This window comes from Arundinibacter roseus, assembly GCF_004348825.1.
In the GTDB taxonomy this organism is placed as follows: Bacteria; Bacteroidota; Bacteroidia; order Cytophagales; family Spirosomataceae; genus Arundinibacter; species Arundinibacter roseus.
Window position 1 is genome coordinate 62727 of record NZ_SMJU01000012.1, and the last position, 12456, is coordinate 75182.

The window sequence follows — 12456 nt, forward strand, 5'->3', positions numbered from 1 at the left end:
TGCATGCAATGATGATCATAAAAAGACAAAACAAATGGGGTCTTTTATGGAAATACTTTGACTCGAAAAGGTCAGCGCTCCGGTTTTGGGATTGACCCGGTACACGCTTAGATCGTTGGTTCCCTGATTGCCCACGACCATCCACCGACCCGAGGGATCAAAGTTAAAATCGCGCGGCGTATCAATAGCCTGCCGGGCTTCGGTAATTTTTTTCAGCGTTCCGTTTTTTTGGATTTCGTAGCCTGTAACAGCGTTGTAGCCTCGGTTTGACACGTACACAAACTTCTGATTGGGATGGAGCCGAATGGCCGCACTTTTGTTGGCGTCCGAAAAATCAGCGGGTAGCGTTGGTACGGTTTCCAGCTCCGTAACTACTCCTTTGTTATCTATGGAACAGGTCGTTAGAGTTCCTTTCAATTCATTGAGCAGGTAAAGAAATTTACCCGACGGATGAATCACAAAATGCCGTGGTCCGGCACCCGGAGACGTAGCAAAAAACGCTTGTGCCGGATTAGGTTTCACGCTTCCCGTAGCCGCATCGACTGAGTAGTTCATCAGTTTGTCAGAGCCTAAATCCGAGACGTAGATATACTTTCCATCCGGACTCGATAGGACGCAATGCGCATGCGCTTTTTCCTGCCGCGCTGTGTTGGGGCCGGAACCCGTTAGCTGAAATTTTGCGGCAGGTGTACCTGCCTTACCGTTCGACGCAAGAGGGTAGGCGGTCCAGCTACCGCCGGTATAGTTGGCCAGAAAAGCCATTTTTCCAGACGGATGTACCGATACATGGCAGGGATTCAGGCCTTCGGACGACTGCTTGTTCAGGTAAGTCAGCGTGCCGCCTGCACCGACTTCGTATGCTGCAAGACTATGGTCCTGATTGACGGAATAAAGCTGTTTTTTGTTGGGTGAAAGACTCAGGTAGCCCGGCCCGGAACTGCTATTGAAGGTGTCAATTCGACTTATGGTGCCGTCTTTTGTATTTAATTCACAAAGAGAAATTGAGGACTCAGGACCTTTGGCGCCTGTGCCTACGTAAAAACGTACGCCATCGTTTTGGGCCGGTTGAAAGGCGACGCAGGCAAGAAGTAATGAAAAAAAGCTCAAGAAGTATTTCATGGGAAATTTAATGGTTTAGATAAATAGTATCTTCTCTAAAACCCGGTTTACTACCACAATCTACTCTCTCCGAATCGCTTCCACCGGGTCGAGTCGTGCCGCCCGTAGGGCCGGATAGGTGCCAAAAACCACGCCGATTACAACGGCCACCAACGCAATGATGATGAACGTATTCCAGGTATAAGCCGCCTGAAATGGTACTTTGGTAAGTGCTTTCACAATAGGCACAATCACGAGTGTACCTAACACCCCGACGATCAGTCCAAGCAGGCTGCCGAAGGTAGAAATGGTGACCGATTCGGATAAAAATTGGAGCAAAATATCCCGCTTTTTGGCGCCTACCGCTTTGCGAACGCCGATTTCGGAGGTACGTTCGGATACGGAAATGAGGAGCACGTTCATGACGCCAATGCCCCCAACAACGACCGAAATCCCGACGATGAAACCCATAATGACCCGAAAAACTAAAAAACCCTGCGCGGCCTGTTCCACCCTGAATTCGTTGGTTCGGACCGCAAAATCTTCGGCGCCATTTGGTACGTTTTCCCGCAGCCAGGTTTCTGCTTCTCCTTTCAGGAGCTGAACATCTTCCACATTCTTGGCTTCCAGCGCATAATCTACACGACGAGTCAGGAGCTGTTCGGTTGAGAGCAGCGTAATGGGATAATACACCTGAGCAGGCAAAGCGGTATCGGCCTCCGTGATTCCGATGATGGTTAATTCCTGACCGTAAACCAACACTTTTTTTCCAGTTACGTCCGAAAAATCAGTCGTGCGACTCACCTTTCTTGCAAAAGATTCGTTCACCAGGGCTACCGGAAGACTATTTTTCAGGTCATTTTCACTAAAACGTTTTCCTGATTTTAAATTGATATTCGCTTCCAGTGCCGTGAGCGCACCACTTGCCACGGCCCCAATGCGCTGTGTATCGCCGGGCATAGTAACTTCCATTCCCTGATGTGTGAGCATGTATTTTTCGGACGGGCGCGAAAGGCTACCGTGCAGTGCTGCCAGCTGAGCATAGGTAAGAATGGGCAACGAATCCTTTTGAATCCGCACATTGTTGACCATTTTGTCCGGTTGCCGGGCAATCAGAATCGCTTTCAGGGAAGTAGTTTTGTTGATTTGGTCGTTGGCGTACTGCTCCATGCCATCGATGAGTGAGAGTATACCTACGAGCGAAGCCACGCCAATCACAATGCCCAACACCGAAAGAACGGTATGAAAAAAACGAGAACGAATGGTGCGAATGGCGGAAGAAAAGGAGATTAGAATTTTTTTTAGCATGAGTAACGGGTCAGGAATAGAAACTGGAAAAGAAGGTATAGTTGGTTACTTTTCATAAACGATCCAACAGAAAAAGGATGAGCGTAGCGTTTTTGAGGATGAAATTTAGTTTTCTAACGTATATCCGGCTACAAATGGCAAAATCATGTAAAGCTCAGGCAAAGTTTTGTAACAGTTTCCGCCGACAGGTCTGCTACCTTTGTATGCTTAGGGGTTTTCTTGCCGGCAAAGAGCTATTTCAGCTGCCGACAGGCTCAGAATTTTACTAAAAAATTAATGGAAACGGATATAAAACCAATCACCCAGAAAATTTCCCTGCCGGTTACGGGCATGAGCTGCGCGGGCTGTGCCGCAAGTGTGGAATCAATGCTCAAACATACCGATGGCGTGATGGAAATCGGGGTAAATTATGCCAATCAATCTGCCCAGGTTACCTACGACCCGGCGGTTATTTCCCTGACCGAAATGGATGAAGTCTTGCAGGGCGTAGGCTATGGCTTCCTTCTGGAAGAGGAGGAAGACGACGCGCAGCTAAAACAACAGCAGATTCAGGAGGCACACTACGAGCAACTAAAAAAACGGACGATTGGCGCGGGTGCCCTGGCAATTCCGGTCATGATTCTCGGGATGTTTTTCATGCATATGCCCTACGTTAACTATATCATGATGGCGCTGACGCTCCCGGTACTGGTAATTTTTGGAAAAGATTTTTTTATAAATGCCTGGAAACAAGCCCGTCACGCCAGGTCAAACATGGATACGCTCGTGGCTCTCAGCACGGGAATTGCCTTTCTGTTCAGTACGTTCAATACCTTGTTTCCTGACTATTGGTACACGCGTGGCCTCGAACCGCACGTGTATTTTGAGGCCGCAGCTATCATTATTTTCTTCATTTTGTTGGGAAAATTGCTCGAAGAACGCGCCAAATCGAATACATCAGATGCCTTGCGAAAATTGATGGATTTGCAGCCTTTAACCGTTCGTGTAATCCGCAAGAGTGAAGAGATGGAAATCAGTGCAAAAGAGGTACGCATTGGCGATGAAGTGTTGATTCGGTCAGGAGAAAAAATTCCGGTAGATGGCCGGGTGCGGTCGGGGCATTCGTTTGTGGATGAAAGCCTGATGACGGGCGAGCCTCTGCCTGCGGAAAAGAAACCGGGAGCGGAGGTGTTTGCCGGAACGTTGAACCAACAGGGAAGTTTTACATTTTTAGCTGAAAAAGTAGGTAAACAAACCGTACTCGCGCAGATTATCCGCACGGTCAAAGAAGCGCAGGGAAGTAAAGCTCCCGTGCAGCGACTCGTCGATAAAATTGCCGGAATTTTTGTGCCTGTCGTGTTGTCAATTGCCCTGCTGACTTTTGCCGTTTGGATACTTGCAGGCGGTGAAAACGCCCTGACGCATGCGTTGCTTACGTCTGTTTCGGTGTTGGTTATTGCGTGTCCCTGCGCACTTGGACTCGCCACGCCTACGGCAATTATGGTCGGCGTGGGCAAAGGAGCCGAAAATAACATGCTCATACGGGATGCCGAAAGTCTGGAAATTGCTCATAAGGTAAATGCCGTTGTGCTGGATAAAACCGGAACTCTCACCGAAGGCCGACCAGAAGTTTCGGGTTGGCACTGGCAGGCCAACCAAGCGGATCTGGACGTACACAAGGCGGCGGTTCGGGCCATTGAAGGCCGCTCAGAACACCCGCTGGCGCAGGCTATTGCGAGCGACGGAGAAACTGGAAAAGCGGTCGATGTTGTAGATTTTCAGTCGGTTACAGGTCAGGGGGTTAGTGGTAAAGTAGACGGCAAAACGTATGTGATCGGTACGCCTGCTTTTCTGGAAAATCAGAAAATTAACTTTGATTCAGCACTCAGAACGAAGGAAGCTGAACTCCGCAAGGCTGCCCAAACGGTTATTTCTGTGGGCTGTGAAGGTCAACAAATTGCGATAATTGCCCTGGCCGATCAGTTGAAGCCAACTTCTGTTGCGGCAGTTCAAAAGCTGCAAAAGCAGGGAATTGAGGTGTATATGCTCACGGGCGATAATGCCCAAACCGCCGAACAGGTAGCGAAACAGGTGGGTATTTCACACTATCTGGCCGAGGTAAAACCGCAGGATAAAATGGATTTTGTAAAAAAACTTCAAGCCGAAGGGAAAATAGTAGCGATGGTGGGTGATGGCATAAATGACTCGCAGGCATTGGCGCAGGCCAACCTCAGCGTGGCGATGGGACGGGGCTCAGATGTGGCAATGGATGTTGCCAAGATGACCCTCATTACGTCCGACCTGCTGGCTTTACCAAAAGCCCTTCGGCTCTCGGGCCGGACGGTAGCTACCATCCGGCAAAATCTTTTTTGGGCCTTTATTTACAACCTGATCGGCATTCCGCTGGCGGCGGGTGTGTTGTATCCTGTCAATGGCTTTTTGCTAAATCCGATGATCGCAGGCGCAGCAATGGCCCTGAGCTCGGTGTCGGTGGTGACCAATAGTTTGCGGCTGCGGGGAATGAAGCTGTGACAGGATGTTTTTATAACTAATTTCAAAAATCATGTAAGCCTCACCAAAAATTCTGTAACGATTTGTTAAAAGCTATTTCGGATATTTGTAGAGAATTTAAATACCCAACTATGACAACCCATCAATTCAAAACCAATATAAAATGTGGAGCCTGCGTTGCGGCAGTGACTCCGTTTCTTAGTCCCGAAAACGGGATTGAATCCTGGGAGGTAGACCTCAAAAACCCGGACCGGATCCTGACCGTTACGACCGAAAAGGACAGCGAGGTTGTTGAACAACAGCTTCAAAAGGCGGGCTACGTAGCTACGGTGATTTGAATTATGTAAAAAGCATTTTTTATAACCCGCTGAACCAAAGGACCACAGTTTTGTTTTATAAACACAGGCAATCCGTCCGGGATTTGCCACAGAATTTCCGCTGATAACGATCTGCTACCATCATGAATAAGAGTAAATTACACCGTATGTTCACCCTGCTCATGGCCGCACTTGTGCTGTTGAGCAGTACGGGCTTTGGCCTGGTGGAACATCAGTGTATGATGCGCGGAAAATCGGTGCAGTTGGTTGTTTCGGGCGAGGCGAAAGGCTGTGGTGCCTGTAAAAAAACAACGCCGCTTCCAGCAAAAGAAACTTCGCATGCGGTTTTTAAGAAAAAAGCCTGCTGCGACGAACACCAAAAACATGAGAAAGTTGAAGTTGTTTCTTCCACAACCTCCGGCTCGTCCAAATTCCTCAAAGCACTTCCATTCTCTGCCGTAATTCCCGGGTTCGGGTTTCAGGCGCATCTCGCATCAGGAATAGCAACGGCAACCTCCTGTTTTTCTTCTCTTAGAACATTCTCCTCGCTCTATCACGGGCGAACTATGCTCATTTTTATTGATTGTTTCCTGATTTGATTCAGGCTGGTTTTTGATTGTACGTCGTTTTTTCAGGGTGAAAAAGCGCAGGTCTATCTAGTATTCAGTCAGGATTTTTATGAATCAGTTTAATAAAAAATATCTTTATCAATCGTTTCTCCGCCAACCTGTTTGGTTCTTTCGATCCTTTATCTTTTGGACAGGAATCTTTTTTCTGACCGCATATTCTGCCAATGCCCAAAGCGTTTCCGGTACGGTCTATGAGATTTCGCAAAACCCCGTTCGCAAATCTCCGCTCATTGGTGCGCATGTGCAGTGGGCCGGCACCAATTTGGGTGTGGCCACAGATACAAGCGGGAAATTTGTATTACCACGCACCACACAGTCTAACTGGCTGGTGGTGAGTTATGTAGGCTATTTTCCAGATTCGCTTAAAGTAGGTGCTGACTCTGAACTTGAATTTGTGCTGAGAAGCGAAAAGTCTTTGGATGAAGTAGTTATTCGCGGAAATTCTACGACCATCGACCGGATGTCGCCCATTCAAACGGAAATTATTACCTCGCGGGCACTTGCCAAAGCGGCCTGCTGCAATCTTTCCGAAAGTTTTGAAACCAATGCGTCCGTGTCGGTTTCCTATGCAGATGCCGTTACGGGTTCAAAACAAATTCAGATGCTGGGCCTGAACGGAACGTACATCCAAACCAACGTAGAAAATATCCCAACGATCCGTGGGTTGGCTACCACATTTGGGCTCAATTTTGTGCCCGGTACCTGGATTCAATCCATTGATGTAGGCAAAGGAGCGGGCTCGGTCGTAAACGGCTACGAGTCCATGACGGGTCAGATAAATGTGGAGTTGCAGAAACCCGACAGCCGCGAAAAACTCTATGCCAATGCCTACGTCAACAACTTTGGCCGCGCTGAGTTTAACCTCAATCTTTCGCATCAACTCAACGAAAAATGGAGCACCGGCCTGCTGACTCACGCAAGCACGCTTCGCAACCGGATCGACCAAAATGGCGATGGATTTCTGGATTTGCCGCTTTATACGCAATTCAATGCCGTGCAGCGCTGGAAATACCAAAGCGAACGGCTCATGGCGCAGTTTGGCGTTAAGGCCCTGCACGACGACCGCACGGGTGGACAAACAACTTTCTCGCCCGATAAGCGGCAGTCGGCAGGTGCTCCGGTCTATGGTTTTGGAGCGAAAGTCAACCGGATGGAGGTTTTTTCTAAAATCGCCAAACTCTTTCCCGAACAACCCTACAAAGGACTTGGGCTGATCATGAACGCCTCGGTACACGATCAGCGATCCTTTTTTGGATTTACGCCTTACAACGGACGGCAGCAAACGCTGTACGGAAATCTGATTTATCAATCCATTATTGGGAACACAAATCATGCGTTCAAAACGGGTGTCAGTTACTTGTTGGATGACTACAACGAACGCTACCGCGACACAACCTTGCTGCGTACCGAATCGGTGCCGGGGGCCTTTTTTGAATATACCTACAACAACCTCGATAAGGTTACGCTTGTGGCCGGAAACCGCATCGATTTTCATAATCTTTATGGCGTTCAGGTTACACCAAGAGTGCATATGAAATATCAACTTGACCGCGCCACGGCCCTTCGCCTGTCTGCAGGCCGGGGTTTTCGGGTAAGCAACCCGTTGGCTGAGTACTTTGGCAATCTGGTAAGCTCTCGCACGGTGGTTTTTCGGGAGCAGATTCGCCCGGAGGTATCCTGGAATTACGGCGCAAGCCTTACACGGGAGTTTGACCTGGGAGGTATGTCGGGCACGTGGATTCTGGACTACTACCGAACAAGTTTTCAAAATCAGCTGATTGGCGATCTGGAACATCCGGAATTTTTGTACTTCTATAATTTGCAGGATAAAGCATTTGCCAATAGTTTTCAGGCGGAGCTAAATCTGAACCCGATTGAACGACTCGAAATCAAATTGGCGTACCGATTGTTTGACGTTCAACAAACGATGGGCGAGCCTTTTGGCGAGCAAGTGCTGCTACCCCGCATGATGATCAACCGGGATCGGGTTTTGTTTAATGCAGGATACGCGCTGCCTTACGACAAATGGAAGTTTGATTTTACGGTGCAATGGAACGGCAAACGCCGAATTCCAAACCTTGACCCGACCTACGATCATACGTCGTACGTGGATATGCCGACGGATATTGCCCCCGCTTTTTTCAATCTGAATGCGCAGATCACGCGTACTTTCCGCATGTGGGACGTATATCTCGGCGGCGAAAATCTGGGAAATTACCGACAGTCGAATCCGATTTTAGGAGCGAATGATCCTTTTGGCCGGGAATTTGATGCCGGAATTGTGTGGGCGCCAATCGTGGGTCGCATGGTGTATGCAGGAATGCGTTATAAAATCAAAAGATAGCCCGCCCATGAAACTTACGATAAAAAACATGGTCTGCGACCGCTGTAATAAAGTAGTACGGGAAGTAGTAGAATCACTCGGTTTGCGTGTAATGGCGCTGGAACTTGGCCAATTGCAAATTGGCGGAACTCCTAAATCTGAACAACTGCAACTTCTCAACCAAAAGCTGGAAGCAGAAGGATTTGAGATTTTGTATGAGCAAAAGAAAATAGTAGCCGAACATATCAAAACGCTGATTATTGAAGAGGTTCAGTACGCCAAAGGAAATAAGCCAACTCACGTTAATTTTTCTGATTTTCTATCCAAAAAATGCGGTTATGATTATTCCTATCTAAGCCATTTATTTTCTTCGGAAACCGGAAATACCATTGAACAGTACATTATTTCCCAAAAAATAGAAAAGGTAAAAGAATGGCTTTCCTATGGTGAATTAACTTTGACAGAAATTGCCTGGCGATTGGGATATAGTAGTGCAGCACATTTGGGAAATCAATTTAAGAAAATAACCGGAATGACACCGGGTCAATATAAGAAAATGGAAGGGCTCAATCGGAAAACTCTGGATCGAATCTAAAAATTGTTTCAATAAATTTAAACCTTTTTTCTTATTCATATCTAACTTGTAAACTACTCTGAATTCATGAGAAAATTAATTTATTTAGTAGCTTTTAGTGCTTTGTTGGCCTGTTCTGACAAAAAAGAAAATACCGAAACCGTAACGGAAGAAACCCCTGCTGCCGTAGAAACTACCGCCGCCAAACACTACGCCTGCCCCATGAAATGTGAAGGTGAGAAGACCTATGATGCAGCCGGAACATGCCCCGTTTGCAAAATGGATTTGGCAGAAGTAGCTATGGCAGAAGCGGATAGTTTGTAATTTTTTGATAGTTCTGATTCAGACGTAATCAAATTTTTATTTCTCCATCCCAATCAGGATTTAAAAAGTAAAATAAATTTTAACATAATATTAAAACGAAAAATCATGAAAACGATCATTCTTTCCATTTTCTTTTCCTTTGCTTTAACCGCCGGTTTTGCGCAAAGTGAAAAAGAAGTAAAAATCAAAACCTCAGCTATTTGTGAAATGTGCAAAGAAAGGCTGGAACGAAACCTTGGTCTGTCAAAAGGTGTCAAAGAAGCCAATTTGAACCTGGATGATAAAGTAATGACCATTAAATATAATCCTAAAAAAACCGATTTGGCGTCAATCAAATCCATCATTACCAACACCGGTTATGATGCAGACGAAGCGCCTGCTGATCAAAAATCGCACGACAAGTTGCCGGCCTGCTGCCGAAAAACTGCCGCGCCGCATTCGGATGGAAAACACTGAAAAACTAATGCAAAACCGGGTAGCCAAAAGCTACCCGGTTTTTGTATTTTAGAGCGTTCTTTTCAGTTCTTCGCCCTCATTATTTAAATAAAAAATTTACGCCTTTTCATACCTTATGCCCGATTTTCAGAATACCCTTTCGTTTGCTTTGCAACAGGATCAAAACGATGCACTGGCTCACTTTAAAACTCAGTTTTTAATTCCTGAAAAAGAGGGAAAGCCGTTGCTGTATTTTTGTGGCAATTCGCTCGGTTTACAGCCGGTTTCGGCCCGACAAGCCCTCGAACGCGAGCTTTTGGTTTGGCAAAATCATGGGGTAGAAGGTTGGTTTGAAGGCGAACGTCCGTGGTTGTCGTACCATAGTTCCTGCAAAGAACCCCTCGCCCGAATGGTGGGCGCACTAGCTTCGGAGGTGTGCCCGATGAATAATCTGACGGTCAATCTGCACTTGATGCTGACGAGTTTTTATCAGCCGCAAGGTGCTCGAAATAAGATTTTAACCGTTGCCGGAGATTTTCCTTCGGATCAATACGCACTCGAAACGCACGTTCGCAGCCGGGGGCTTGACCCGGCCCAAACGATTTTGGAAGTAAAACCGGCTAATGGAAAAAATACGCTGAAAACAGAAGAAATTCTGTCGGCAATTCGCAGTCATAAAGATTCGCTCACGCTTGTAATGATGAGTGGCCTGCATTACTACACCGGGCAGCTATACGACATGCAACGCATTGTTCAAGAGGCTCATATGTACAATATTTCTGTGGGTTTTGACCTGGCACATGCCATTGGAAATGCACCGCTTCGGTTGCATGCGTGGGGCGTTGACTTTGCGGTTTGGTGCTCGTATAAATACCTCAATTCGGGCCCCGGAGGTGTTTCCGGAATTTTTATTCATGAAAAACACCACGCCGAAAACCTTTCCCGGCTGGCAGGGTGGTGGGGATACGATGAAAGTCGACGCTTTGAGATGGCTCCCGGTTTTGTACCTATGTCGGGTGCCGACGGCTGGCAATTGAGCACGCCCACGATTCTGGCTTTGGCAGTTCATCGCGCTTCTTTGGCGATTTTTGAAGAAGCCGGAATAGAAAATCTCCGGGCTAAAAGTGAGCGTTTAACGGGTTTTCTGGAATTTATTTTGCAGGAAATCAATCTGAAATACCACAATCCAATAAAAATTCTTACCCCAACCGAAACGGCAGCGCGGGGCTGTCAGCTATCGTTACTGGTACAAAAAGATGGGAAAATGTTGTTTGATTATTTGGTGAATCAGGGCATTATCGGCGATTGGCGTGAGCCTAACTGCATTCGCCTTGCCCCCGTTCCGCTCTATAATTCCTTTGAGGATGTTTACAAGGTAGGTCAGGAAATCGACCGCTTTATTTCCGCCTTAAACTCATGAGTAACAACCCATTATTCTTTACGTGCAAGGTGTTTTGATTTTCCAGTGAAAAAGTAGTTGCCGCTGCAAGTGCTTTTAAGAAAATTGTTTCACCAGCGCCGGGACAGAACATGCGCGTCATCGCCATTTGCGAAGAAAACTGAATGGAATTCCCCTGAATCTCCACTGGACCATTCAACGAGTTACAACCGCTATTGCCAGATACCCGATTGGTAGACAAATCAAAAGTCAGCGTCGGTTTTTTGTTTGGATAAAGCGCTTCAAATTCTTCGGACGAACTGGAAACGAACGTCGCTTCCCAGGTTCCGGATAGTGCATTTTCGGTCATTGCATCAACTGAATTTTCGGGATAATTTAGTTTTTGGGTCAAAGCCAGATACGGTGGGTGAAAATGATGAACAAATATTTTTTCAGGATTGTCGGGATATTCTTTCATATATTCTTCATCTGCCAACAGTACCACCGTTGTCCCTGTACGCACATAATTGTTGCTGTTGTAATACATGGAAGGCACATAACCCGAAAGATTTTTACTAACCAAATCTGCCGTCATCGTTCCGAGGTATTTCTGATAGTTTTTCTGCGCCCGGCGAGAAGGCTTGCTGAGCCGATTGTATACATATTTCATGGCGACGCGCTTCGGTAATTTCTGCTTTTTTATAATTCCTTTGGCATTGACAAACGGATTGGTTACGTTAAAATCTTCCAAAGTCTGTATCGACATCGGGACTTCGGGCACCCAATCGGCCGAATTGACCACGTTGAAGGCCCAACCGCCCTGCGTGGCTGCTTCGTAGTCGTAGGCAAAATACAAGTTGCCGGGTTTGGGCCCTGCACTGCAATAGGTTTTAAGCCGAAGGTCAGCGGGGAGCTGTCCATTTTGTTGCAAATGATGTAGGTAAGCCGTCAGCAGGTAAGCAATAGCACCACCCTGACTGTGGCCCATAATCAGAAAATCTTTGGTGCCTGTTGCGTAACAGGAATCAATTTTTGGCCAAATGTCCTTGACCAAAAAAGCCGTACTGACCAACCACCCTACATGCACCGCGGCCGCAGGATGCTCGGCTAATTTGTACAGAAAAGTATCTGTTTTGCTCAGCGTTAGTTCGCCTTTGGCCGGAACCATCGCCGCGTAAAAATTTCCTAACCAACTGACACTGTTTGCGGTAGTTCCCCGAAGGCTAAGTACCGCCTGCGGCTGCATCTTGTTTTTACTGACCCATAAATCCCAACGATTGTCAAGGCCAACTACCGGTGAGCGATACACAAAGTCAAAACGTTCCGGTTTGGGAAAAGCGGCCACGTAGGAAGAATCGCCGAAATTAGCGGAAATTTTCAGCATTTCCAGGTATTCGTTTTTATCAAAACCGGGACGAAGGGATTGTGCAGAAAGCAGGGAGCTTGTAGCCAATAAACTACATAAAAGGGAGAAAATCGGAAGGTGGCGCATAAACAGGATGAGGTTAATCCGGAAATTTTTCTCTAAACCAAAAGTAGAAATGTGTAACTGATTCTGAGTTAACATTTTCGAGCAAAAT

The 12456-nt window shown here is 46.9% G+C and carries 11 protein-coding genes; 8 read left to right on the forward strand and 3 right to left on the reverse strand.

Features of this window, described 5'->3' with window-relative positions:
- Positions 1-15: 15 nt before the first annotated feature.
- Positions 16-1119: a lactonase family protein gene (locus tag EZE20_RS18140; RefSeq protein ID WP_132120303.1), complete on the reverse strand. Its 1104-nt coding sequence runs from the start codon at positions 1117-1119 to the stop codon at positions 16-18.
- 60 nt (positions 1120-1179) lie between these two features.
- Positions 1180-2406: an ABC transporter permease gene (locus EZE20_RS18145; protein WP_132120305.1), complete on the reverse strand. Its 1227-nt coding sequence runs from the start codon at positions 2404-2406 to the stop codon at positions 1180-1182.
- A gap of 276 nt (positions 2407-2682) precedes the next feature.
- Between EZE20_RS18145 and EZE20_RS18150 the strand changes: the two genes are divergently transcribed.
- From EZE20_RS18150 to kynU, 8 genes are all read left to right on the forward strand, one after another.
- The gene (locus EZE20_RS18150) at positions 2683-4917 is read left to right on the forward strand and encodes a heavy metal translocating P-type ATPase (RefSeq protein WP_132120307.1); all 2235 of its coding nucleotides are present in this window, start codon (positions 2683-2685) and stop codon (positions 4915-4917) included.
- A gap of 110 nt (positions 4918-5027) precedes the next feature.
- A complete protein-coding gene (locus tag EZE20_RS18155) occupies positions 5028-5234 on the forward strand; it encodes a heavy-metal-associated domain-containing protein (RefSeq protein WP_132120309.1) in 207 nt (68 codons plus the stop codon).
- A gap of 122 nt (positions 5235-5356) precedes the next feature.
- A complete protein-coding gene (locus tag EZE20_RS18160; protein ID WP_132120311.1) occupies positions 5357-5812 on the forward strand; it encodes an HYC_CC_PP family protein in 456 nt (151 codons plus the stop codon).
- A gap of 79 nt (positions 5813-5891) precedes the next feature.
- Positions 5892-8186 carry a TonB-dependent receptor gene (locus EZE20_RS18165; protein ID WP_132120313.1) on the forward strand — a complete coding sequence of 765 codons (2295 nt, stop codon included), beginning with the start codon at positions 5892-5894 and terminating at the stop codon, positions 8184-8186.
- 7 nt (positions 8187-8193) lie between these two features.
- Positions 8194-8760 carry a helix-turn-helix domain-containing protein gene (locus EZE20_RS18170; RefSeq protein WP_132120315.1) on the forward strand — a complete coding sequence of 189 codons (567 nt, stop codon included), beginning with the start codon at positions 8194-8196 and terminating at the stop codon, positions 8758-8760.
- A 66-nt stretch (positions 8761-8826) separates the two neighbouring features.
- Entirely contained in the window at positions 8827-9063 is a 237-nt protein-coding gene (locus tag EZE20_RS18175; RefSeq protein ID WP_132120317.1) for a heavy metal-binding domain-containing protein, read from the forward strand.
- Between the two features lie 105 nt (positions 9064-9168).
- Positions 9169-9519 (forward strand): heavy-metal-associated domain-containing protein, encoded by a 351-nt coding sequence (locus EZE20_RS18180; RefSeq protein ID WP_132120319.1) that lies wholly within the window; start codon positions 9169-9171, stop codon positions 9517-9519.
- A gap of 115 nt (positions 9520-9634) precedes the next feature.
- On the forward strand, positions 9635-10918 hold the full coding sequence (gene kynU / locus EZE20_RS18185; protein WP_132120321.1) for a kynureninase: 1284 nt from the start codon (positions 9635-9637) through the stop codon (positions 10916-10918).
- Here kynU and EZE20_RS18190 read toward each other — a convergent pair.
- Positions 10896-12443 carry an META domain-containing protein gene (locus EZE20_RS18190; protein ID WP_228713870.1) on the reverse strand — a complete coding sequence of 516 codons (1548 nt, stop codon included), beginning with the start codon at positions 12441-12443 and terminating at the stop codon, positions 10896-10898. The genes kynU and EZE20_RS18190 overlap by 23 nt on opposite strands.
- Between the last annotated feature and the right edge of the window lie 13 nt (positions 12444-12456).

Bases quoted from the DNA above. Each gene is read 5' to 3' on its own strand.
- EZE20_RS18140 (WP_132120303.1), bottom strand. From the start codon at position 1,119: ATGAAATACTTCTTGAGCTTTTTTTCATTACTTCTTGCCTGCGTCGCC.
- EZE20_RS18145 (WP_132120305.1), bottom strand. From the start codon at position 2,406: ATGCTAAAAAAAATTCTAATCTCCTTTTCTTCCGCCATTCGCACCATT.
- EZE20_RS18150 (WP_132120307.1), top strand. From the start codon at position 2,683: ATGGAAACGGATATAAAACCAATCACCCAGAAAATTTCCCTGCCGGTT.
- EZE20_RS18155 (WP_132120309.1), top strand. From the start codon at position 5,028: ATGACAACCCATCAATTCAAAACCAATATAAAATGTGGAGCCTGCGTT.
- EZE20_RS18160 (WP_132120311.1), top strand. From the start codon at position 5,357: ATGAATAAGAGTAAATTACACCGTATGTTCACCCTGCTCATGGCCGCA.
- EZE20_RS18165 (WP_132120313.1), top strand. From the start codon at position 5,892: ATGAATCAGTTTAATAAAAAATATCTTTATCAATCGTTTCTCCGCCAA.
- EZE20_RS18170 (WP_132120315.1), top strand. From the start codon at position 8,194: ATGAAACTTACGATAAAAAACATGGTCTGCGACCGCTGTAATAAAGTA.
- EZE20_RS18175 (WP_132120317.1), top strand. From the start codon at position 8,827: ATGAGAAAATTAATTTATTTAGTAGCTTTTAGTGCTTTGTTGGCCTGT.
- EZE20_RS18180 (WP_132120319.1), top strand. From the start codon at position 9,169: ATGAAAACGATCATTCTTTCCATTTTCTTTTCCTTTGCTTTAACCGCC.
- kynU (WP_132120321.1), top strand. From the start codon at position 9,635: ATGCCCGATTTTCAGAATACCCTTTCGTTTGCTTTGCAACAGGATCAA.
- EZE20_RS18190 (WP_228713870.1), bottom strand. From the start codon at position 12,443: ATGTTAACTCAGAATCAGTTACACATTTCTACTTTTGGTTTAGAGAAA.